The organism is Rhodococcus sp. P3_B8, from assembly GCF_056402775.1.
Map to the genome: position 1 here is coordinate 1 of NZ_JBFUGT010000103.1, position 21068 is coordinate 21068.

Annotated in this window: 24 protein-coding genes; 11 read left to right on the forward strand and 13 right to left on the reverse strand. The window is 68.8% G+C overall.

Translation table 11 applies throughout. The features are described 5' to 3' along the window. On the forward strand, positions 1–253 hold a 253-nt coding region (locus AC1D1G_RS25460; RefSeq protein ID WP_477954149.1), incomplete at its 5' end, for a TerD family protein. Positions 254–261: 8 nt separating this feature from the next. Next, the gene (locus AC1D1G_RS25465; protein ID WP_477954150.1) at positions 262–1830 is read left to right on the forward strand and encodes a TerD family protein; all 1569 of its coding nucleotides are present in this window, start codon (positions 262–264) and stop codon (positions 1828–1830) included. Between the two features lie 21 nt (positions 1831–1851). Here the strand turns inward: AC1D1G_RS25465 and AC1D1G_RS25470 are convergent, their stop codons facing one another. From AC1D1G_RS25470 to AC1D1G_RS25485, 4 genes are all read right to left on the reverse strand, one after another. Then, on the reverse strand, positions 1852–3258 hold the full coding sequence (locus AC1D1G_RS25470) for an ABC1 kinase family protein (RefSeq protein WP_283333774.1): 1407 nt from the start codon (positions 3256–3258) through the stop codon (positions 1852–1854). Positions 3259–3375: 117 nt separating this feature from the next. Next, positions 3376–4230 carry an LLM class F420-dependent oxidoreductase gene (locus AC1D1G_RS25475; RefSeq protein ID WP_280780514.1) on the reverse strand — a complete coding sequence of 285 codons (855 nt, stop codon included), beginning with the start codon at positions 4228–4230 and terminating at the stop codon, positions 3376–3378. 55 nt (positions 4231–4285) lie between these two features. Beyond that, a complete protein-coding gene (locus AC1D1G_RS25480) occupies positions 4286–4852 on the reverse strand; it encodes a hypothetical protein (RefSeq protein WP_317568210.1) in 567 nt (188 codons plus the stop codon). Between the two features lie 76 nt (positions 4853–4928). Beyond that, entirely contained in the window at positions 4929–5249 is a 321-nt protein-coding gene (locus AC1D1G_RS25485; RefSeq protein ID WP_283354415.1) for a GYD domain-containing protein, read from the reverse strand. Positions 5250–5331: 82 nt separating this feature from the next. Here AC1D1G_RS25485 and AC1D1G_RS25490 point away from each other — a divergent pair, with 82 nt between their 5' ends. Both AC1D1G_RS25490 and AC1D1G_RS25495 read left to right on the forward strand, forming a co-directional pair. Further along, the gene (locus AC1D1G_RS25490; protein WP_280780512.1) at positions 5332–6147 is read left to right on the forward strand and encodes a DUF72 domain-containing protein; all 816 of its coding nucleotides are present in this window, start codon (positions 5332–5334) and stop codon (positions 6145–6147) included. Positions 6148–6268: 121 nt separating this feature from the next. Next, entirely contained in the window at positions 6269–6742 is a 474-nt protein-coding gene (locus AC1D1G_RS25495; RefSeq protein ID WP_280780511.1) for a hypothetical protein, read from the forward strand. A 5-nt stretch (positions 6743–6747) separates the two neighbouring features. On the opposite strand, the gene AC1D1G_RS25500 is transcribed toward AC1D1G_RS25495, so the two are convergent. Beyond that, on the reverse strand, positions 6748–7065 hold the full coding sequence (locus AC1D1G_RS25500) for an ArsR/SmtB family transcription factor (protein ID WP_016882591.1): 318 nt from the start codon (positions 7063–7065) through the stop codon (positions 6748–6750). 88 nt (positions 7066–7153) lie between these two features. Between AC1D1G_RS25500 and AC1D1G_RS25505 the strand changes: the two genes are divergently transcribed. Beyond that, on the forward strand, positions 7154–8212 hold the full coding sequence (locus AC1D1G_RS25505; protein WP_283333779.1) for an SDR family oxidoreductase: 1059 nt from the start codon (positions 7154–7156) through the stop codon (positions 8210–8212). A 12-nt stretch (positions 8213–8224) separates the two neighbouring features. On the opposite strand, the gene AC1D1G_RS25510 is transcribed toward AC1D1G_RS25505, so the two are convergent. Then, positions 8225–8749 carry a MarR family winged helix-turn-helix transcriptional regulator gene (locus AC1D1G_RS25510; protein WP_280780508.1) on the reverse strand — a complete coding sequence of 175 codons (525 nt, stop codon included), beginning with the start codon at positions 8747–8749 and terminating at the stop codon, positions 8225–8227. A gap of 66 nt (positions 8750–8815) precedes the next feature. On the opposite strand from AC1D1G_RS25510, the gene AC1D1G_RS25515 reads away from it, so the two are divergent. Further along, the gene (locus AC1D1G_RS25515; RefSeq protein WP_317568211.1) at positions 8816–10228 is read left to right on the forward strand and encodes an FUSC family protein; all 1413 of its coding nucleotides are present in this window, start codon (positions 8816–8818) and stop codon (positions 10226–10228) included. Positions 10229–10234: 6 nt separating this feature from the next. Here the strand turns inward: AC1D1G_RS25515 and AC1D1G_RS25520 are convergent, their stop codons facing one another. Together AC1D1G_RS25520 and AC1D1G_RS25525 are read right to left on the reverse strand one after the other, a co-directional pair. Then, entirely contained in the window at positions 10235–10543 is a 309-nt protein-coding gene (locus tag AC1D1G_RS25520; RefSeq protein WP_317568353.1) for a hypothetical protein, read from the reverse strand. Between the two features lie 86 nt (positions 10544–10629). After that, positions 10630–11229, reverse strand: coding sequence for a TetR/AcrR family transcriptional regulator (locus AC1D1G_RS25525; RefSeq protein WP_009475118.1), 600 nt, complete (start codon positions 11227–11229; stop codon positions 10630–10632). 94 nt (positions 11230–11323) lie between these two features. On the opposite strand from AC1D1G_RS25525, the gene AC1D1G_RS25530 reads away from it, so the two are divergent. The 3 genes from AC1D1G_RS25530 (at position 11324) to AC1D1G_RS25540 (ending at position 14191) form a co-directional block, all read left to right on the forward strand. Further along, positions 11324–12358, forward strand: coding sequence for an ABC transporter permease (locus tag AC1D1G_RS25530; RefSeq protein WP_477954153.1), 1035 nt, complete (start codon positions 11324–11326; stop codon positions 12356–12358). Positions 12359–12378: 20 nt separating this feature from the next. Beyond that, on the forward strand, positions 12379–13047 hold the full coding sequence (locus AC1D1G_RS25535) for a SanA/YdcF family protein (RefSeq protein ID WP_009475116.1): 669 nt from the start codon (positions 12379–12381) through the stop codon (positions 13045–13047). A gap of 67 nt (positions 13048–13114) precedes the next feature. Further along, positions 13115–14191, forward strand: a complete 1077-nt coding sequence (locus AC1D1G_RS25540) for a VIT1/CCC1 transporter family protein (RefSeq protein WP_280780504.1) — start codon at positions 13115–13117, stop codon at positions 14189–14191. On the opposite strand, the gene AC1D1G_RS25545 is transcribed toward AC1D1G_RS25540, so the two are convergent. Continuing rightward, positions 14114–15178, reverse strand: a complete 1065-nt coding sequence (locus AC1D1G_RS25545; RefSeq protein ID WP_043779027.1) for a GAF domain-containing protein — start codon at positions 15176–15178, stop codon at positions 14114–14116. The genes AC1D1G_RS25540 and AC1D1G_RS25545 overlap by 78 nt on opposite strands. 80 nt (positions 15179–15258) lie before the next feature. Then, entirely contained in the window at positions 15259–15573 is a 315-nt protein-coding gene (locus tag AC1D1G_RS25550) for an ArsR/SmtB family transcription factor (RefSeq protein WP_280780503.1), read from the reverse strand. 133 nt (positions 15574–15706) lie between these two features. Between AC1D1G_RS25550 and AC1D1G_RS25555 the strand changes: the two genes are divergently transcribed. Together AC1D1G_RS25555 and AC1D1G_RS25560 are read left to right on the forward strand one after the other, a co-directional pair. After that, positions 15707–17281: an MFS transporter gene (locus tag AC1D1G_RS25555; protein WP_283353707.1), complete on the forward strand. Its 1575-nt coding sequence runs from the start codon at positions 15707–15709 to the stop codon at positions 17279–17281. Beyond that, positions 17278–18798, forward strand: coding sequence for an FAD-dependent oxidoreductase (locus tag AC1D1G_RS25560; RefSeq protein ID WP_280780501.1), 1521 nt, complete (start codon positions 17278–17280; stop codon positions 18796–18798). The genes AC1D1G_RS25555 and AC1D1G_RS25560 overlap by 4 nt, the downstream gene beginning before the upstream one ends. Positions 18799–18819: 21 nt before the next feature. Here the strand turns inward: AC1D1G_RS25560 and AC1D1G_RS25565 are convergent, their stop codons facing one another. The 3 genes from AC1D1G_RS25565 to AC1D1G_RS25575 form a co-directional block, all read right to left on the reverse strand. After that, positions 18820–20052 carry a cytochrome P450 gene (locus AC1D1G_RS25565; RefSeq protein ID WP_280780500.1) on the reverse strand — a complete coding sequence of 411 codons (1233 nt, stop codon included), beginning with the start codon at positions 20050–20052 and terminating at the stop codon, positions 18820–18822. A 25-nt stretch (positions 20053–20077) separates the two neighbouring features. Further along, positions 20078–20743, reverse strand: coding sequence for an HAD family hydrolase (locus AC1D1G_RS25570; protein WP_280780499.1), 666 nt, complete (start codon positions 20741–20743; stop codon positions 20078–20080). Beyond that, on the reverse strand, positions 20740–21068 hold a 329-nt coding region (locus AC1D1G_RS25575; protein WP_477954157.1), incomplete at its 5' end, for an AfsA-related hotdog domain-containing protein. The genes AC1D1G_RS25575 and AC1D1G_RS25570, both read right to left, overlap by 4 nt.

Consider the following 21068-nt stretch of genomic DNA (forward strand, 5'->3'; position numbering starts at 1 on the left):
GTTCATCGTGACGTCGTACCGCGGGCACACGTTCGAGCAGGTGAAGAACGCCTTCTGCCGCCTCGTGGACACCACGTCGTCGGCCGAACTCGCCCGGTTCACGCTGCAGGGCGGGATGCCGTTCACCGGAATGGTGATGGCCAAGGTGTACCGAGTGGGCGGCGAGTGGAAGCTGCAGGCCATCGGTGAGGGCATTCAGGCCAAACACGCCGGTGAGGCCGCGCCTCAACTCGCCCGCTTCCTCGGCGTCTAGGGGCGGCGGTGACGGTCCACCTCGCTCCGGGGCAGAACGCCCCGCTGCCGTCGCGCGTACTGAGTTTCCGCGCAGTCGATGCGACGCCGATCGACGTCTCCGCGTTGATCGTGGACGGCGATCTGCGCACGCTGTCCTCGGACCACTTCGTGTTCTACAACCAGCGCCGCGCCGCCGGGGTGGAACTCGACGCGGACGGAACGGTCCGGCTGCAGCTGGACGAGGTGGACGCCGCTGCGGCGGGCGTGCTCTGCGTGGTCAGTGTCGATCCGGCGTCCCCGAACGGTCGGGCGACGCTGCCCCGGGAGGGGCTGTCGGCCACGCTTACCGACGAAAATAGCCGTCCGCTGGTCGTTTTCGACGTCCCGCTGGTCGGTTCCGAGGCGGCCGCGATCTGCCTCGAGATCTACCGGCGCGGCACCGAATGGAAGGTGCGGGCCGTCGGGCAGGGATACGACGGCGGCCTCGCCGAACTCGTCTCCCGGCACGGGGTCGAGGTGGACGAACCCGCACACCCCGTCGCCGAACAGATTCCGGCGACACCCGGTCCTGCGGGCATCCCGCTCGACCCGGCCCACTCGTTCGAGAGGGCGTGGATGATCTTCGAGGATGCCGCCCGGTCCGCGGCCTCCTTCCGATCCTCCCGCGACTACGCGCAGGCGCGGCTGGACGACGAACTGTCCGAGTCGGTGGCCGACCCGTCCACGCGCAACAGTCCCGCGGTCGTGCAATCGCAGGCCAGGGCGCAGGAGCGGTGCGATGCCCTCGTCGCCGAGGCGCAGCGCAAATTCGACGGCGAGACTTCGCAACTGGCCGACGAACTCCGCGCCATCGACCCGCTGCTGCCGCGGTCGCTGGCCACCTTCGAATCCGCCGCCTGGACGAGCCCGGTCACCGCCACCGCGGTAACGGACGGGCTGAGGCTCGGCGAGTTGTCCGCACCCGATCTCGGTGAGCTGCGGGTGCCGTTCTGCGTCCATTACCCATTGGGGCGTCCGCTCTGGATCGTCGGCGATGCTGCCGAGGCCGCACCGGTGGTCGCGGCGCTGGCGGCGCGCATGCTGGTCGCGTCACCTGCGCCGGCGCAGCGGTTGGAGGTGGTCGACCTCAGCGGCTCGCTGCGCACGTTCACCGAACCCCTCGGCGCACGTCTGGCTTCGCCGGTCGTGTCCTCGGCGTCCGACATCACCGCCCGCCTCACCGCGCTGTCCGAGAGCGTCGACCTCGCCGAAATGGCGGCCCGCAGCGGAATCCGCGACACGCTGCCGGAGCCGCGGCTGGTGATCCTGGGCGACTTCCCGCACGGGTACGGCGCTGAGGACGCCGCCCGCATCGTGCACCTCGCCGATCACGGTCCCGCGGTCGGGACGTCGCTGATCATCGTCGGCGACAGTGCCTCGGCAGATTCGGATCCGGGTGTCGCGGTGCTCGCACGCATCGCGCAGCAGGTTCCGACGTCGGGGGTCCTCACCGTCTCCGACCCGTGGACCGGCAACGACTGGATTCTGACACCCGACCGGCTCCCGGATCACCCCCTCCACCGGGCCTCGGTGCTGGATTCACTGACCGGGCAGTAGATCCCTCGCCGCGAGCTCGCGTCACTCGTCGGGCAGTTCGACCCCGAGTTCGAGGGCCTTCGCGGCGACGGCGTCCGGGAAGACGTTGCGGAACAGGAACAGGTCCTGCCCGATCACCCAGCCGGGGGCGAGTTCCGTGGCATACCGCTCGAAGTAGCCGAGTTGCTTCCCGAACAGGACGAGTTCCTCGGGGCTGGCGACGCCCCATTTCTTGCCGATGCCGATCAGCGCCATGATGAGTTCGCTGAGCCGCAGCTCACCGAGGTCCCGGCCCAGCAGGGGTGCGAGGGCGGCGGCCACCTGGAGTCCGATCTCGTCGTCGGTGGCGTCGTTGTCGGTCGCGTAGCCGAGGCCCCGGATTCCGCGGGCCATCCGGGAGAAGTCGCCGTCGATCAAGGTCGCGTAGAACATGTCGCGCAGGATCTGCCGCCACGACTCGGGGAGCTCACCGACGATGCCGAAGTCGAGCATCGCGATGCGTCCGTCGTCGAGGACCCACAGGTTCCCGGCGTGCACGTCGCCGTGGAACGGGCCGTGGAGGATGACGGACTCGATCCACACCTTGACGCCGCGGCGGATCAGCATCCGGGTGTCCATGTGGACGAGGTCGGGGAACCGGTCGAGCGGCAGGCCGTACATGCGTTCCATGCAGATGACGTGCGGGCCGCAGTAGTCCCAGTACACCTCGGGGGTGGTGACGCCCTTGTTGTCGCCGAACGCCCCGATGTTGGTCCTGAACCGGGCCTGCCGGTCGGCCTCGACCGCACTGTTGAGTTCGGTCATCGTGGCCGCGTGGAGGTCGCGGATGATGGCGGTGGCGTTGGCGATGCGGAAGAACTCGAACAGCTTCTCGAGGATCCGCGCACCCCAGTACGCGGTGCGCAGGTCCACCACCATGCGGCGGAAGATGTCGGGGCGTTGCACCTTGATGACGGCTTCCCTGCCGTCGGGGAGTACGCAGCCGTGTACCTGCGCAACGGAGGCGGCCGCGAGGGGGACGTCGTCGAACGACGTGAACAGCGCGTCGACGGGATGCCCCAGGTCGGCTTCGATGACCCGGCGGGCCTCGTCGGCGGGCACCGGCGGCACGTCGTCGAGACATCGCAGACAGGCGTTGGCCAGCGGGGCGGGGAACACGCCGGAGGACGACGCCATCAGCTGACCGACCTTGACGAACGTCGGGCCCAGCACCTCGAAACCGTTGACCAGGCCCTCCGACGCCGCGTCCGCAAGGGTGCGGCCGCGACGTCGGACAGGCCAGGTGACCAGCGCGAACAGGGTGTAGGCGACGACGACCACGCCGATGACGATCGCCCGCCACAACTCCGCGGCGCGGAAATGGTCGAGGCTCGCGGAGTGCACGGTCAGGGCTGCAGGTGGCGGCCCCGAAGCGTACGGGCCGACCGGACGTGCCGTTGGCTCTTGCACAGTTCCTACCTTGCGTTCAGTCCTGCCTGCCGTTCAGAAGGGGACCATACCCCGACCGTTTCGGCGAACCCCTTTCAGTATGCGGTACCCGCCATCACATCATTTCGTTAGCAGAACTCAGAGTCCCAGCGCGCCTGCGAGTTCCCGCAGGGCAGGCACCGGATCGTCGCCTGCGGGGAGTACCTGGATGGCCACGTGATCGGCGCCCGCATCCAGGTGTTCCCGGAGGCGACCGGCGACGTACTGCGTGTCGCCGTGGGCGGCGAGCGCGTCGATGAGGTCGTCGCTGCCGCCGTTCTCGATCTGCTCGTCGGTGTACCCGAGCCGTTTCAGGTTGTTGACGTAGTTGCGCAGGTGCAGGTACGGATTCTCGACAGCCGAACGTCCGATGGGGCGAGCGCGTTCCGGATCGGTGTCCAGCACGACCTTCTGCTCCGGCGCGATCACCGGGCCCGGGCCGAGCAGCTCCCGCGCTTCACGGGTGTGCTGCGGCGTGGTCAGGTACGGATGGGCACCGGCGGCGCGGGCTGCGGACAGTTCGAGAACCTTCGGACCGAGCGCGGCCAGGACGCGCCGTCCCGCCGGGACGCCGGCAGCATCGAGGGCGTCGAGATACTCCACGAGCGCGGCGTACGGCTTGCTGTAGTTCAGGCCGGGCTGTTCGGGATGGCCGACGCCGATGCCGAGGAGGAAGCGCCCCGGATGACGGGCTTCGAGCCGGTGGAACGAGGTCGCGACCTCGTCGGCGGGGGCGGTCCAGATGTTCACGATTCCGGTCGCGACCGTGATGGTGGATGTCGCGTCGAGCAGGCGTTCGGCGACGTCGAGGTCGGCAGGCGGGGAGCCGCCGATCCAGATCGCGCCGTAGCCTGCCGATTCGATCGCTGCACCCACGTCGGGGGCCAATCCGCCGGCGTGACGCCAGACGCCGAACTGTCCGAGCTGCGGGGTTTCTGCTGTGGTCTCCGTCATGTGGCGTGCAACCTTCCCTCGTGGACATTCATTCCGGTGTTTCGGATTGCGGCTCTCAGGCCTGGTGCAGCCAGGAGCGGAACAGGAGCGCGCCCGCGGCGGCGAGCACGAGCGCGACGGGAACGGCCCACACCGGGCCACCCTCGCCGAGCAGATGCCGAGTGAGTCCGGCCAGCAGTGACGCGATGGCCTTCAGGATCCACACGGCGACCGGCACGAGTAGCACACCGAGCACGAGATGCACCAGCCACGCGCCGGCGAGCGTCGGGCCACCCCAGCTGTACTCGTAGGAACCGTCGGTGATCAACCCGTAGAACAGGCCCCGGAACGCGGCGATCACGCTGAGAAACGCGAAAAACCAGGCCACCATCCCGCTCAGCAGCGACAGGACCGAGTGCGCGAACACGCGCAGCCACGACGGCGAACGCCGGTCGATCCGCTCCGACTCGCTCGGGTCGGCGGCAGCGAGTTGCCACCGCCCGGCCCAGCCATGTCGTCCGGTCGCCGCCGCGCCGAGCGAGACGAGGCCTGCGGGAAACGCCCTCAGCGCGAACAGGGCACGGCGAGCGGACTCGGTGGTGAACGGGTTCACCGTCGTCGAGTCGGCCTGGTCGGTTGACATGGCTCGACGCTATCGACCGACTCCGCCGCCGCACATCATCCTGCAGAACGATATTCGCTACCGCAGGGGTAGCGGATCAGCTGCCGGGCGCCCGATACTCGGCGTCCCGGCGCACCGCGTCGTCCACCTGCTCCGGCGTCAGCAGCACCACCGATTCGGACCTCGCCGCACCGGAAGCGGTGGTGCGGATCCCGAGCGCGGCGGCCGCGATGTCGTCCGGCACGTCGCCGATCACGAACAGATCCCGGCCACCCAGTGCGAAGTAGCAGGATTCGACTGTGCCCCCGACGCTTTCGACCATCTGTGTGATCGCGTCGCGTCGTGCGGTGCCGCCTTCGGCGAGTAATCCCTTCGCGCCTTCCGGTGAGTACGTGACCTGCCAGAGATATCTCGGCATCAGTGCCTCCTCGATTGTGGGTCCTCTCATGGTTCTCCCGGGACGGGCCACATGCAATAGGTTCCGGCGCTAGGGTCGTGAGATGGCTGAGGCCCGCGTAGGTATCTCCGGCTGGACGTATCCCGGTTGGCGCGGTGACTTCTACCCGGACGGTCTGGCCCATCGCAAGGAGTTGGCCTACGCCGCGGGGCGATTGACGTCGATCGAGATCAACGGGTCCTTCTATTCGTTGCAGCGACCGACGAGTTACGCGAAGTGGCGTGACGAGACACCGGAGGGTTTCGTGTTCGCCGTCAAGGGTGGTCGCTACATCACCCACATGAAGAGGCTGGTCGGCGCCGAGGCGGCGCTGGCGAACTTCTTCGCATCCGGGGTGCTCGCGTTGGGTCCCAAGCTCGGACCGCTGCTGTGGCAACTGCCCCCGACGCTCGCGTTCGATTCGACGAGTCTCGCAGCGTTCTTCGACCAGCTGCCGAGGACGACCACCGATGCCGCGGCGCTCGCGTCTCGACACGACGACAAGCTCACCGACGACAGGGCGTGGACGGAGACGGACGCCGATCGCCCCGTCCGCCACGCGCTCGAGGTCCGGCACCCCAGTTTCGACACGGAGGAGGCGAGGGAGTTGCTCTGCGCGCACGACGTCGCGTTCGTAGTCGCCGACACGGCAGGCCGGTACCCGTACGTGGAGGCAGTGACGAGCGATTTCGTCTACGCCCGGTTGCACGGCGACAAGGAGTTGTATGCCAGCGGATACACGGACGAGGCGCTGGACGAGTGGGCCCGCAAGTTCGAGCGGTGGCTCGGGCAGGGACTCGACTGCTTCGCCTACTTCGACAACGACATGAAGGGGTACGCGCCGTTCGACGCGCTGCGGCTGATCGAACGGCTGCGCTGAGTGTCGGTGCCCCATGGCGCCGTGCGCCGACTGTCGGTGTCCCACGGCACCGTGCGCCGACTGTCGGTGCCCCATGGCACAGTGAGCGCTGATCGACGGAGACGAGAAGAGGATCTACCGGATGTGGCCCACTCATTGGCCTGCTGTCGCGCGTGACATCGCCGAAGCCTTGGACGCCGCCATCGTCGCGGGGCGCGCGTCGGACGCGTCGGCGCTGACCGAGGCGACGGAGGAACTGGCGGCCCTGCCTGCGGAGCAGGTCGGTGCGGTGCTGGCGGGGGTGGTCCGGGAACTCCTCGAGACGTTGCACCCGGACGGTCTGACGGGGGAGGACGTGCAGGACGTCCTGACCCGCTGCGCGCGGGCGGCGGCACTCTGGTTTCCGGCCGTCGACGTCGACTCGCTGGTCACCGTGCTGACCGGTGCACTCGGCGTGGCCGATGTCGAGGAGAACCCGCGCAGACCGGAGCGTGCGGTGGAGGCCGCGATCCTGGTGATCGCCGATCTGCTGAGTGCGGCGGAGGTGCCCGCCGACGGTTACGTCCGCCGGGCGCTCGATGAGATCGCGCGCGCCGAAACCGTCGAGATGCCCTGATTCGTTCAGAGTTCGGTGCGGATGTGATCGGCCAACCGGGCGATCCGGTCCTCGTTGCGGCGGTAGTGGGTCCACTGGCCGATCCGATGGCTGGTGACCAGTCCGGCGCTCTGTAGGGCGGCCATGTACTGCGAGGCCGTCGATTGGGAGACCTCGGCCCTCGCCTGAATGTGCTTCAGGCACACGCCCACCTCTTCCGCGGGTTCGAGCTGTGGGGGAAAGCTGTCGGGGTCCTTCAGCCACTGCAGGATGCGTACGCGGGTCGGGTTCGACAGCGCCTTGAAGACGAGGGCCAGGTCGGTCGCGTCCGGAAGTTCACTCACAGACCCATCGTACCGCCATATCGCGATTTTCCGATATGTGTGCTTCACTCGGTATATCGCAATTTCGCGATATGACGATAGGAGTCGAATGATGGCGAAGCGCAGAGTTGCAGTGGTCGTCGGTGCGCGCGGGGTGATCGGCGGAAATCTGATCGACCACCTCGAGGCAACCGGGGAGTGGGAGATCATCGGACTGTCGCGACGCGGCGGACCCGACACCGGCCGGGTGCGGCACATCGCGGTCGATCTGCTCGACCAGCGCGACGCCGCCGAGAAGCTGGGTGAACTGCGCGACGTGACCCACATCTTCTACGCCGCCTACCAGGACCGTCCGTCGTGGGGGGAGCTCGTCGCGCCCAACGTCGCGATGCTCGTCAACACGGTGAACGCGCTCGAACCCGTGGCTGCCGGGCTCGAGCACATCAGTTTGATGCAGGGCTACAAGGTCTACGGCGCGCACCTCGGACCGTTCAAGACGCCGGCGCGCGAGAGCGACCCGCCGCACATGCCGCCCGAGTTCAACGTGGATCAGCAGCAGTTCCTCGAAGGCCGTCAGCGCGGCAAGAGTTGGACGTGGTCCGCGATCCGCCCCTCGGTGGTGTGCGGATTCGCTCTCGGCAATCCGATGAATCTCGCGCTGGTGATTGCCGTCTACGCGACGATGTCGAAGGAACTCGGCGTGCCGCTGCGGTTTCCGGGTAAGCCCGGCGCGTACACGAGTCTGATCGAGATGACCGACGCCGGACTGCTGGCGGAGGCGACCGTCTGGGCCGCGACCACCCCCGAGTGCGCGAATCAGGCGTTCAACATCAACAACGGCGATCTGTTCCGCTGGGACGAGATGCTGCCGAAGATCGCGGATTTCTTCGACCTGGACGTCGCACCGCCGCTGCCGATGTCGATGGACGTCGTCATGGCCGACAAGGAGCCGGTGTGGAACGACCTCGTCGCGAAGCACGGGCTGGCGCCGACGCCGTACTCGGACGTCTCGTCGTGGGCGTTCGGCGATTTCGTCTTCGGCTGGGACTACGACGTCATCGCCGACGGTTCCAAGGCGCGCCGGCTGGGTTTCCACCGTCACGTCGAGACCGAGCAGATGTTCCTCGACATCTTCCGCGACCTTCGGGCCCGGAAGGTCATTCCCTGAAAGACAAGGGGACTACCGGCGAAGCCCGGATTCGACGTTGGCGGCGATCCGCCGGAGCAGCCCGGCCAGGACGGCGCATTCGTCCTCGTCGAGCCCGGCGAGAAATTGCCGATCGCGTTCGACGCGCTGCGGGAACTCGGTGTCGACGAGTTGCCGCCCGGACTCGGTCAGGTGGAGCAACACGACGCGCCCGTCGCGTTCGAACGGTAGCCGTTCCACGAGTCCCAGCCGGGCCAGGCGGTCGACGTGTTTGGTGGTGGATGCGCCGCTGAGCATCGTCACGGCGGTGACCTCGCTGGCCCGCAGTGGTCGATCGCTGCGGGCGAGTACACACAGGACGTCGAACTCGGCGCGCGAGACCCCGCTCGCGTCCAGGGCACGGTCGAGTTGCTGCAGGGCCTGGGATCCGATCCGGGTGATGCGGCCCATCACTTCGATCGGTGACGTGTCCACTTCGGGATGGGTCTCGGCCCATTCGCGTCGAACGCGATCGGTGAAGTCCTCATCCGGACGTGGGGCAGTGCTCATGAAAACCATCGTAGCGACCAACTTCACACTAATTCAGAACTATTTTACTAGTGAAGTATACGGTACGCTGAGGCCATGCAGGCTTCCCCTCGATACGCACCCGACCTCAGCCGGCTCCATCACTCCCGTGGGGCGCTGGCCTATTCGATGGCGCCGTCGACGTGGCGCCGTGCGTTCGAGGTCCGGAACGCCGACGCCACCATCGCTCCCGCGCTGCGGGTGGGTGCGGCGACGGCTCTGGTGCTGGTCATCGGTGGTTTTCTCGGGCACGGCAACCTCGCGGGCTTCGCGGCACTCGGTGCGCTGACCGCCGCGTTCGGTCGATACGAGCCGTACCCGCGGCTCGCCCGCAAGGCGGGACTCGTCGGTGTCGCGCTCATCGCCTTCGTCGCCGGGGGAGCGCTCCTCGGTGCGGCGGGACTGTCACTCTGGCTGCAGATTGCGGTCATGTCCGTCGCGTCGGGCGTCGCCGCCTGGCTGCTGGCGGCGTTCCGCATCGCCGGTCCCGGGCCGGTCATCCTGGTCTTCGCGGCCACCGCGGCGGTCGGACATGCGACCCATCTGTCCGATCTCGGCCCGGCGGTCGTGGCCGTGGCGATCGGTGTCGTCGTGGGCTGGCTCGCCGCCATGACGCCCTGCCTGTTCGTTCCTCTCGGTCCCGCCCGGCTGGCGGTGGCGCGGGCACTCGCCGCGGCCGCGGAACTGCAGCGTGCACACGACACCTCCGCGATCGCGTCCGCACGCAAGGCCATCGACAACGCGCGTGACGTGATCGCCCACAGCGGGCGGGGCCGGGACGGGCACTCCCACCAGTTGTTCGCGCTTCTCGCCGAAGCGGACACGGTCGTCGATCGGTGGGCGCACGAGCGTGACCACGACACTCTGCGTGCGCTCGTCGATCACGAGTCCGAACTGCGTAAGGTGAAGCGCCGCAGTGATCTTTCGGCCTTCGGTGCGGAGACCCCGGTGCTGCCGCAGCCGGGTGGCTTCTTCGCAGACGGCCTCCGTGCGCTGCGGTCGCGAGAGGGGATCGTCAACGCGGCCCGTATCGCCGCTGCCGCCGCGCTGGCCGGATGGATCTGTGTGGCAATGGGATTGGAGCATCCGCTGTGGGCGTCGATGGGCGCGATGGCCGCGATGCAGGGTTTCAACTTCAGCCAGACCGTGCAGCGGGGAATTCAACGCCTCGTCGGTAACGTGGCGGGCGCCGTCCTCGCCGCCGGGCTGATCGCCGCCGCGATGGGGTACTGGCAGACCGTCGTGGTCATCGTGGTGCTGCAAACCGTGACCGAACTGGTGGTCATCAAGAACTACGCGTTCGCGTCCGTCGCCATCACCCCCATGGCTCTGCTGCTCACCGGCCTCGGGTCGGCGGTCGCACCGGACATCGCGGTGAGCCGCATCGTCGACACGCTCGTCGGTGTGGTGGTCGGGGTGATCGTCTCCGCTGTCGCGATCAGCCGGACCGACCACCATCACGTGGGCTGAGGCCGCTCAGATCCCCGTCGCGGAGACGTAACCGGCGAATCCGATCGCGCACGCGCCTGCGCAGAGGATCAGGGTTCCGCATGCCACCGGCCACGCGATCGTGCGCCGCGCGATGCGTGCGATCGTGACCATTCCGCCGATCACGGTCACGAGTGCGGCGACCGCGAGCGCCACGCACACCGCGATCCACGCGTTCTCGGCGCTGCACGTCTCGGGCGGGCAGTAGTCCAGGAACAGCAGCCAGAACAGTCCCGCGACCGCGGAGATGCTGGCGACGGCGACCGCGACGACGAGTGCGGCCGCCGACACCGCCACGTCCCAGCCGTTCAGCCGCGGCTGATCGTCACCCGTATACGGGTGATTCCATGGCTGTGGCAGAGGCCCCCCAGGCTGCATTCCCGTCACAGTACATCGGACTCCGGGAGGATCGGCGGCGGCAGCGCAGCCCCGTCCGGGCGCAACCCGGCGAGGAACACCGTGATCAGCCGCGGAACGAGATTGGCCGTCGCGTCCTCGAACATCAGCACGTGGGGCCGGGTGAGCATGGCGATCCCCATGATGATCTCGAGCGGCACGACGTCCTCGCGCACCAGCCCGACGTCCTGGAGCCGGTGAATGAAGTCGGTGACCGTCGCCTTCGTGAGCTCCCTCGACTCGCGGACGTCGGGTGGTAGCTCGTCGAGACTGTTGACCAGCGCGGGAACCAACGCTCCCATCCGCAGTTCGACCACTGCGTCGACGAACCGCCGCCACGCTCCCTCGGGGTCGTCGCCGCAGTCGTCCAGTCCCCGGACGGCGAGTTCCCGGACTTCGGCGAGCGTCGTCCGGGCCACGGCGTGGGCGAGCTCGTCCCGGCTCGGAAAGTTCCGGTAGAGGGTGGCGATCCCGACGCCGGCTCGCGCGGCGATGGCGTCGAGCGGCGCGTCGTGCCCGCGGTCGGCGAACACCACGCGGGCGGCCTTGATCAGGGTGTTGCGTCGTTCCAGCGCGTCTGCCCGCACGATTCCACCTCTTCCGTTGACAACCCAGCATAACCGGAGGAATATTCTCCACAAGTAACGGAGGAATTTCCTCCACTTAGGGAAGGGGAGTCCGATGACCACCTCGGATACCGGGACAGTCGCGCCGCGCACGGCGCCCACCGAGCGGTCGGCGCACGGCCCGTCCGATCCCGTGAAACTGACCGCTGTCGTGCTGGGACTCACCGCGGTGATCGCGCTCATGCTGCTGGCGTTCGCGTTGCCGGCCGTCAACAGCGGCCCGCACGACCTCCGGCTGGGCGTCGCCGGACCCGACGCGGCCGTCACCCGGGTCGACAACGCGCTCGCCGCGGGACACCCGGGCGCGTTCGTCACCGAGCGCTTTCCCGACGCCGACGCGGTCCGGACGGCGATCGAACACAGGGAGGTGGTCGGCGGCATCGTCGCGACACCGGACGGCATGAAGGTCCTGTCCGCCGGCGCAGGCGGGGCGCCCGTCGCGCAGACGATGAATGGCCTCGCGGCGGGCATGAGCAAGACTGCGGGACAACCCGTTCCGGTCGAGGACGTCGTTCCGCTGACGGCCGACGACCCCGCCGGCGTCGGTCTCGGCGCCTTGGCGCTTCCCCTGGTCTTCGGTGGCATGATCCCCGCGCTCGCGCTCGTGCGGCTGTTTCCGCGCAGTGTCGGGCGACGGGTCGCCGGGGCGGTGCTGTTCGCCGTGAGCGCCGGGGCGGTGTTGACGGCAATTCTGCAGTTCGGCCTCGGAAGCGTCGACGGCAACTACTGGACGACCACCGGTGCTGTCGTGCTCGGCATCGCCGCCATCTCGCTGACCGTTCTCGGGCTCGAATCGGTGCTGGGCACAGCGGGATTCGCGCTCGGAGCGGTGACTATGATCTTCCTTGCCAACCCGCTGTCCGGACTGGCGACGTCCGCGGCGTGGCTGCCGTCGGGGTGGGGCGCACTCGGTCAGTTGCTGCCACCAGGAGCGGCGGGAACCGCGGTGCGATCGACGGCGTTCTTCGACGGACACGGAGCCGGTGCGGCGGTATTCGTGCTGACCTGCTGGGTTCTGTTCGGGCTCGGCCTGTGCCTGGCATCCGGACTGCGTGAGCGGCGCGCCGGGGAAGAACCGGCCGTCGCCTGACGCTGTGGTTTGATGGCGGCATGGGGGAACGACGGATCGTCCGCCGACTGGTCGGCATCGGAGCGGGCCTCGGCGCGCTCGCCGTCCTCGTCGTCGCGGCCTCGACGGTGTGGATATCGCGGGAGGCCTCCGGCCATGTCTACGACGTCGACGACGCACCCGAGGCACCGGTGGTCATCGTCCTCGGCGCGCAGGTGCGCGACGGCAAACCCCGGGAGTACCTGGCCGGACGCCTCGACGTCGCCGTCCGTCTCGTGCAGGACGGCCGCGCGCGGGCGGTCCTCGTCTCGGGCGACGGAGCAGGCAGATCCGGCGACGAGATCGCGGCGATGACGGACTACCTGGTCGAGAAGGGCATCGACCCCAGCAAGATCGTCGGCGATCGATACGGGCTCGACACCTACGACACGTGCGCTCGCGCCGTCCAGACGTACGGTGTGACCAAGGCGCTGATCGTCACGCAGGGTTTCCACGTTCCCCGGGCGGTCGCGCTGTGCCGCGGTGCCGGGATCGACGTCGCCGGTGTCAACGCCGGATGCGAATGCCGCCCGATCACGATGGCCAGGAACACCGTGCGCGAATCGCTGGCCCGGCCGAAGGCCGTCCTCGACCTGCTGTCCGGGCGCGATCCTGTGGTGGTCTCCGAACCGGAGGACTCACTCGGGAAGGCGCTCGCCGCCGAGGACTGACCTCGAAGCGCCGCGGTGGGGAGGGCGCGTCGGTAGGCTTCTCCCGTCGACGATCGGGAGGCGGACGATGGTTGGTGCACGACCGGATCCCGGTCCGCGTGAAATCCGGAAATGGCGTCGCTACCTCGCCGACGAACGCGCCGAGGCGGCCGTCTACCGCGACCTCGCGAAACGTCGGACCGGTGAGGAACGCGAGATTCTGCTGGCGCTCGCCGACGCCGAGGGACGGCACGAGGCGCACTGGCGCGGGCTGCTCGGCGAACATGTCGGCAAGCCCGTGCGCGGTGATCTCCGCACTCGCATCCTCGGTGTGCTGGCCCGGCGGTTCGGATCGGTGTTCGTGCTCGCCCTCGCGCAGCGCGCGGAGACCCGGTCGCCGTACCCGACCGACGTCGACGCCACCGACGCCATGGGCGCGGACGAGCGGATCCACGAAGAGGTGGTGCGGGCGCTGGCGGCGCGCGGGCGAAATCGGCTGTCCGGCACGTTTCGTGCCGCCGTGTTCGGTGCCAACGACGGCCTGGTCAGCAACCTCGCCCTCGTGCTCGGCATCAGTGGTAGCGGCGTCGACAATCACATCGTTTTGCTGACCGGCCTCGCCGGTTTGCTCGCGGGCGCGTTGTCGATGGGTGCGGGCGAGTATGTCTCCGTGCGGTCGCAGCGTGAACTGCTCGAGGCGTCGGCGCCGGGGCAGGGCGCCCGTGAGGCAGTGCCGCTCCTCGACGTCGACGCGAACGAACTTGCACTCGTGTACCGCGCGCGGGGCATGCCCGCGCAGGACGCCGAGAAACGCGCGGCCGACGTGCTGCGGAGAGCCGTTCAGCCCGAGCCCGTTTCGGGTACGGAAACCACCGACGAGCACGAGGCCATCGGCACCGGGCTCGGTGCGGCCGCCGCGAGTTTCTGCTTCTTCGCGTCCGGTGCGGTGATCCCCGTGTTGCCGTACCTCTTCGGCATGGAAGGCACCGCCGCGCTCGTGGTCGCAGCTGCGCTGGTCGGCGTCGCGTTGCTCGGGACCGGTCTGGTGGTGGGGTTGCTGTCGGGTGGACCCCCGGTCAAGCGCGCGTTACGCCAGCTGGCAATCGGGTACGGCGCAGCCGCCGCCACTTACCTGCTGGGCATGCTGTTCGGGACAGGCGCCTGAGAACGTCATCATCACCACGGGTGTGGAACCGTAGCCGGGGACGGGAAATGTGCGCACCGTGTGCCGGGACCAGGACCCGTCGGACAGGGCGACGCGGGCGACTCCGGGAACACGGGCCGTGATCCGTTGCCGCACCGCCGCGAGGTCTTCGCCGTGCAGCAGTCCGATCTGCCCGCCCTCCGCCGCGGCAGACAAACCCGCCAGCGGTGCGGTGATCCATTTGATGGCGTACCCGTGCTGTGAATCGACCAGTGCCGCATGAACCCCCGCGACCGCGTGCACGGTCGACGCGATATCGGAGTCCATCACCCGGATCGCCAGTTCGCCGACGTCGGTCTTGTGCGTGACGTCGTGATCGACGCCCCGCAGCACCACTCCCTCGGGTGTCGCGACGGCTCGGCGCACGAACCGGACGAGGCGCAGCGTTCCGTCGTCGTGGCGGGCGATGAGTTCGCCGGACAGGAACTCGCCGTCCCGCGCGTTGTCGACGCGTTCCATCAGCACCGCGATGTCGGAGAGCCGCGGCACCCTCCGGTACAGGTCGGCGAGACCGAAGTAGTGGTGCTCCGGCCGGGTGTCCGCGACTCCGTACAGATTCCGGAACTCACGCGTCCATCGAGTGCGTCGCGGACCCGCCGACACGGACAGGTTCCATTCCCACCCTGCCGCCCGGTGCGGTTGGGGCACCGGACTGTCCGCACGACCGGTGAAGATCTGCACCGCGAGGACGTCTCCGCCCGGACCGAGTACCGGTTTCCCCACGACGAGATCGATGTCGCCCACCGTCTCACCGAGGGTCACCTGCACCGGCTGTCCCGACGACCTGACCGTGTCGATGGCTCCCGTCACCAGCGTCAGCATCCTGCCGCGGTAGACGTTGCCGAGCGGCCGGCACTGCCGCTGTTTGATGCCCTCCGCGATCACCGTCGGTGCGTCTCCCAGGATTTCGACCAGTATCCAGCCGTCTCCGCTTCCCCGTTGTTCCACTCGTACCGCCCCCCTCATGGCGCACGATCATCGCACGGCGGCGATCCGGATGCTCGGCGAGACGGTCGCTGCGACGGCGTTCAGTCCGGTGTGGTCGCGACGGCGTCCAGGAGCCCGGGGAAGCGGGATTCGATGTCGGATCTGCGCAGCTGAGCCATCCGCGAATTGCCGCGGTCGACCTGCTTGATCAGCCCGGCTTCACGCAGAACCTTGAAGTGGTGGCTGCGGGTCGATTTGGACACCGGCAGCCCGAACGACGTGCAGTGACGTTCCGCCCCGTCCGCCTCCACCATGAGCTTCTGCACGACCTCCAGTCGCAGGGGGTCGGCGAGAGCGGCCAGGACGGAGACCAATTGGATCTCGTCGAGCGCGGGATGTCCCTCGGCGTCGGGCACGGCGCACCTCCAGGTTCGGGTCGTCGACCACCAGAGTGGAGGTTCGTCTTGCATCGAACCTAACTCTGGTGCATGGTTCGTATTGTATCGAACCTCTGGTGCACGGGGGCCGCACACTTCAGGAAGGATCGACATGACCTCGGAGCTGACCACGTCGGATGCCACGACACCGACGTCACCACCCGAAACACCACCGTCCGACCCGCGACGCGGGAACCTCACCCTCGCCGCCGTACTGCTGGCCGTTCTCGTCGTCCCGATGTCGATCTCCGGAACCGCGGTGGCGCTGCCCGCCATCTCCTCCGACATCGGTGGCGGCGCATCGGGCCAGCAGTGGGTGGTGAACGCGTTCAACCTGTCGTTCGCGTGCTTCACCCTGGTCTGGGGGTCGCTGTCGGACCATTTCGGCCGCGGCCGCCTGTTCGCCGCCGGTGCCGCCACGTTCGCGGTCGGGAGCGTCGCCAGCGCGCTGGCCCCGAACATCGTGGTCCTCGACGTCGCCCGCGGCGTCGCCGGTCTCGGTGGCGCCGCCATCTTCTCGTGCGGCGCGGCCATCCTGTCCTCCGCCTTCGACGGGCCCGCCCGTTTGCGTGCGTTCGCCCTGTTCGGGACGACCGCGGGCATCGGTGTGGCGCTCGGACCGACGCTGTCCGGGCTCCTCGTCGACACGGCAGGCTGGCGGCCCATCTTCGCGGTCCAGGCCGCCGTGCTGCTCGTGGTGCTCGCGGCGACCCCGGTGATCGGACTGGCACGACCGGCCGGCGAGGGGGCCGCGAAGTTCGACCTCCTCGGCACCGTCCTCCTGGTGCTGGGTCTGCTCGCCGCGATGGTCGGCATCGTCCAGGGCGAACCCTGGGGCTGGGGCAGCCCGGCGGTCGTGACGTCCTTCGTGCTCGCGGTCGCGCTGCTCGTCGCGTTCGCCCGCGTCGAATCGCGACGTCCGGCTCCGCTGCTGGACCTCGAACTGCTCACCCACGCCCGGTTCATGGCCCTGTGCCTCGTTCCGGTGGCGGCATCGTTCGGCTTCGTCACGTTGCTCACTTACTTCCCGACCTTCCTCCAGTTCGTGGCCGGCCAGTCTTCGGCGAAGGCGGGTCTGGTGATCGTGCTCCTCACGATTCCGGTCGTGGTGGGACCGCTCGCCGCAGGCCGTGCGGTGGGCGCCGGGGTGAACCCGCTCGTGGTGATCTGGATCAGCCTGGGAGCCTTGATTTCCGGTGACCTGGGACTTCTGTTGGCGGGACCTGACACGGTGGTCGCCGTCATCGCGGTGCCGCTGCTCCTCGCGGGCTGCGGAATGGGACTGTCCGCCGGTCTCGTCGACGGTCAGGCGCTCGCCCTCGTCCCCGAGGAGAAGGCAGGTATGGCTGCGGGCGTGGTGAACACGATGCGACTGGGCAGCGAGGCCATCGCGGTAGCGGTGTACGCGGCGCTGCTCACCGGTCTCGTCACCCGCAGGGGCGAGGAAGCGCTGGCCGGCGTCGACGGCGTGGGCAATGCGGCGGACGTCGTCGGCAAGGCCACCAGCGGCGATCTGGAGCAGGCCCTGGCGGCGGCCGGGCCGGACGTCCGGGACCAGGTGGCGCCGCTCGTGATCGACGCCTACAACAGTGCGTTCCACACGACGCTCGTCGTTCTGGCGGTCGTCGTCGCCGGATTGTCGGGTGTCATCGCGGTGCTGCTGCGACGCGGGGCGAGCGCGCGGTGACAGAGGCGGACGACCTGCGACAGCACTATCAGGTCGTGGTGGTCGGCGGTGGCCCGGTGGGATCGCTGACGGCGCTCGAGCTGGCGCGCAGCGGAATCGACGTCCTCGTCCTCGAGGCTGCCCCGCACACCACGGACGTTCCGAAGGCGGGGACGATCCACGCGCGGAGTATTCAGCTGCTCACTCGTCGAGGGCATTTCGCGGCGCCGGACGTCGGCGCAGGGGCCGCGTCGACCACCTTTCACTACGCCGGGGTCTGGGGTCTGGAGATCACGGCCCCGCCCGGCGAGGGACCGGCCATCGCCGGTATCGGGCAGAGCGATCTCGAACGACTCTTCACCGCACGGCTGATCGGTCTCGGCACCCCGGTGCTGAAGGCGGCGGTGGTCACGGACGTCGACCACGACGACGGCGGGGCGACGGTGACCTTCACCCAGGAAGGACGCACCCGGGTGGTGGCGGCCGACTGGGTGGTCGGCGCGGACGGCGCCCGCAGCATCGTGCGGCGAAGTGCGGGCTTCACGGCGACGGAAACGGCGCCGACCGCCGCCGCGCTCCTGGGCCTCGCCGTCCTCGACGACCCCGCGAACGCCCCCAGGGGGTGGGTGCGCACCGAACGGGGCTGGACCGTCCTCAACGTCAATCATGCCGGCTTCAGTCGCATCATCACGTTCGATCTCGGTGGTCCGCACGAGGATCATCGCCGGCCCCTCACCGCGGAGGAACTGCAGGAGACGGTCGACAGATTCGCGGGCCGTCCCGTTCCGTTCCGCAACGCGCGGTCGCTGTCCCGGTTCAGCGACTACTCGCGGCTGGTCGACGACTACCGGCTCGGCCGGGTCCTCCTCGTCGGTGACGCTGCGCACGTGCACTTTCCGCTCGGCGGGCAGGGGTTGAACCTCGGTATCGGCGACGCGATCGGCCTCGGCTGGCGTCTCGCCCTCGTCGCGGGGGGACAGGCCGACCCGTCGGTGCTGGACGTGTACTCGCGGGAACGGCGCGCGTGTGCGGCCGGGGTGATCGCCAACGTCGCGGATCAGCGTGAACGTATGCGAATCGGCGTCGACGGGGACCGCCTGCGACACGAACTCGGTGTCCTGCTGGAGGACCGCGACCGCAACCGGGCACTGGGTTCGGCGATCAGTGCGCAGAGTCAGCCCGCGCCCAGCGTTCTCCAGGACGCGGCGCGCGGCGACTTCGCCGCGAACACCGTGATCGAGACGGACACCGGAGTCACCGACCTGATCCGGTTGCACGTCGCGGCAGGAAACCGGGGGCTCCTGCTGTGCGGGGACGCATCCGAATTCGTCCGCGCAGTCGTCGAACCCCTCTGGGGCGAACGGGTGCGGCTGATTCGGGTGCGGAACCTCGGGGCCACCACCGTGCTCGTGCGCCCGGACGGTGAAGTGGCCTGGTCGGGGGAGTTGGGCGACGGTGGCGAACTCGTCGCCCGGCTCGCGGAGACGTTCGGCGGCTCCGCCGCCCGTGCGCGGTTGACGAGTGCAGGGACTCGTTAACCGCGCACGGGCGCGAAGCGCCTACCAGCGGACGGGAAGCGACGTCGGACGCCGGAGAAGCACTCCCGAATCCCACGGCACCGCGGCCGGTTCGGTGGCGAGACCGAGAGTCGGGAACTCTTCCGCCAGCCGGACCAGTGTCGTGGTGATCTCCATCCGGGCCAGCGACGCGCCCATGCAGTGATGCATGCCGTACCCGAACTGCAGATGGCGTTTCCCGTCTCGGAACGGGTCGATGAGTTCCGGGTGCGGGAACGTGTCGGGGTCCCGGTTCGCGGCGAAGGCGTCGGCGTAGACGAGGGCACCCACGGGGATCACGGAGTCCCGCAGCCGAACTTCGCGCGTGGCGATCCGGGGAAACGTCGAAATGTTTCCCAGCGGAAGCACCCGCAACAGCTCCTCGACCAACTGTGGCGCAGCGGCCGGTTCCTCCACCAGCAGCGACCACAGCGAAGGCGCCTGCAACAGGACGTACACGGCCTTCGCGAGCACGGACAGCACGTTCTGGTCGGCTCCGAGGACGGAGCCGAGCAGGATCGCGACGAGTTCGTCGTCGCTCAGCGGCGGTTCCGCCTCGCCCCGCGCCGCGAGGAATCGGTCGATCAACCCGCCCGGTTCGACGGGCCGCGTCCCCTGCACGAGATCGGTCACGTAGTGGTAGACGAGCCAGAAGTTCTCCAGCAGGCCGGGAATGTCGGTGTCGTGCGACAACTGCACGACCCGCGACGACGGGCGGAAGTAATCGATGTCCGACTCCGGGATTCCGAGGAATCCGGCATTCACCTCGACGGGCAGGCGGTCGAGCACCGTCGCGAACAGGTCGGGGTTCTCCTCGTTGCGCAGCAACGCGATCCGCCGGTCGAGGATGCGGCGGACCGACCCCTTCAGCTCCTCGACGCCGGCGGGGCTGTAGTCGGCGTTGACGAAACTCTTCATCCGCGCGTGATCCGGGGTGTCCAGATTCAGCAGAAGGTCCGGGGGCATCGTGGTGGGCTGAAAACTCGGCCCGCCTTCGACGTTGGTCTCCTTCCGGCCGAAGGACGGATCCGTGAGTACCTTCAGGACGTCGTCGTACCGTGTGACGTGCAGGGCGGTGTGACCGCTCGGCAGGGTGATCTCCGGCAGTCCGGTGGGCCCTTCTGCGGTCACCGCGGTGTACGCGACCGGCGGGTCGAGGTAGGGAATGTCGTTGATGGACACCGCGACATCGTGTCGGCGGCGACGTGGAGCGAGTGTCGAAATCTGGGTCGTCACGTCGTACTCCTTCTGTTGGTGGGATTCACAGGACGGCGGCGACGCCGGTCAGCCGGGACAGTTCACTCGATGCCTGGGCATTGGTGCGGAAATAGACGGCACGCCAACCGCTCTCGCGTGCCGCGCGCACGTTCTGCTCGAGGTCGTCGATCAGGATGCACTGGCCGGCGTCGACGCCGGCCGTCTTCTCCGCGATCGCGAAGATCTGGGGGTCCGGCTTGCGCGCCCCGACCAGGCACGAGTCGACGAGAGCATCGAGCGGGCCGGCGGGTTCGATGATCGGTCTCCAGAATCGCTCCCATTCGACCACGTTGTTCGACAGGACGCCGACGCGCAGGCCGTGAGCCTTCAGGCCGCGTAGCGTCGCGGCCATCGCCGTGTTGACCGTGATCCCGTCGAACCACTGCTCGCCGAACGTCTCCAGCCGCGCCCGGGTGAGGTCCAGGCCGGGGTCGGCGGCGGCGAGGTGCTCTCTCAGTCTCGCACCCCACTCGCGCTCGGTGATCTGGGCCAATTCGATCGGGGCGAGAGGATGTGCTCCGAGGTCGTCGCCGACGGCGCTCATCGCCGCCTGCAGGGCGGCGGGTGCGATGCCCGTCTTCGTTTCGTACGCCGCGAAGAGTTCGGCGAGCGGGGGTGAGAGCACGCCACCGAAGTCGAACCAGACCATGGTGTCGTCCCGTGTCGTCATCGGACGATCCGGTCGAGAGCGGCAGTCGAGGCGCTCACTCGTTGCAGGGTGACCCGGCCGTGGGCGATCTGCCGGCCCTCCTGCGCCAGAGTGACGGACAGGACGACCTGGCGGGAGCAGATTTCCGCCTCGGCGACGGCTGCGCAATCGGTCGGCAACTCCAGCTCACCGAAGCTCTCGAAGACGGCCTCACACCCCACGAGGACGAGCATTCGCGGGGACAGGCCGAACAATTCGTGCGCGGCGACGAGGGCGGTCTGGCGCATGGCCTCGAAGATCAGGGCGCCCGGCACGTGGTCGAGCGGGTGATCGAACAGGCCAGGAT

Bases quoted from the DNA above. Each gene is read 5' to 3' on its own strand.
- AC1D1G_RS25475 (WP_280780514.1), bottom strand. From the start codon at position 4,230: ATGACGGAGACCACAGCAGAAACCCCGCAGCTCGGACAGTTCGGCGTC.
- AC1D1G_RS25480 (WP_317568210.1), bottom strand. From the start codon at position 4,852: ATGTCAACCGACCAGGCCGACTCGACGACGGTGAACCCGTTCACCACC.
- AC1D1G_RS25485 (WP_283354415.1), bottom strand. From the start codon at position 5,249: ATGCCGAGATATCTCTGGCAGGTCACGTACTCACCGGAAGGCGCGAAG.
- AC1D1G_RS25490 (WP_280780512.1), top strand. From the start codon at position 5,332: ATGGCTGAGGCCCGCGTAGGTATCTCCGGCTGGACGTATCCCGGTTGG.
- AC1D1G_RS25495 (WP_280780511.1), top strand. From the start codon at position 6,269: ATGTGGCCCACTCATTGGCCTGCTGTCGCGCGTGACATCGCCGAAGCC.
- AC1D1G_RS25505 (WP_283333779.1), top strand. From the start codon at position 7,154: ATGATGGCGAAGCGCAGAGTTGCAGTGGTCGTCGGTGCGCGCGGGGTG.
- AC1D1G_RS25510 (WP_280780508.1), bottom strand. From the start codon at position 8,749: ATGGTTTTCATGAGCACTGCCCCACGTCCGGATGAGGACTTCACCGAT.
- AC1D1G_RS25515 (WP_317568211.1), top strand. From the start codon at position 8,816: ATGCAGGCTTCCCCTCGATACGCACCCGACCTCAGCCGGCTCCATCAC.
- AC1D1G_RS25530 (WP_477954153.1), top strand. From the start codon at position 11,324: ATGACCACCTCGGATACCGGGACAGTCGCGCCGCGCACGGCGCCCACC.
- AC1D1G_RS25535 (WP_009475116.1), top strand. From the start codon at position 12,379: ATGGGGGAACGACGGATCGTCCGCCGACTGGTCGGCATCGGAGCGGGC.
- AC1D1G_RS25540 (WP_280780504.1), top strand. From the start codon at position 13,115: ATGGTTGGTGCACGACCGGATCCCGGTCCGCGTGAAATCCGGAAATGG.
- AC1D1G_RS25555 (WP_283353707.1), top strand. From the start codon at position 15,707: ATGACCTCGGAGCTGACCACGTCGGATGCCACGACACCGACGTCACCA.
- AC1D1G_RS25570 (WP_280780499.1), bottom strand. From the start codon at position 20,743: ATGACGACACGGGACGACACCATGGTCTGGTTCGACTTCGGTGGCGTG.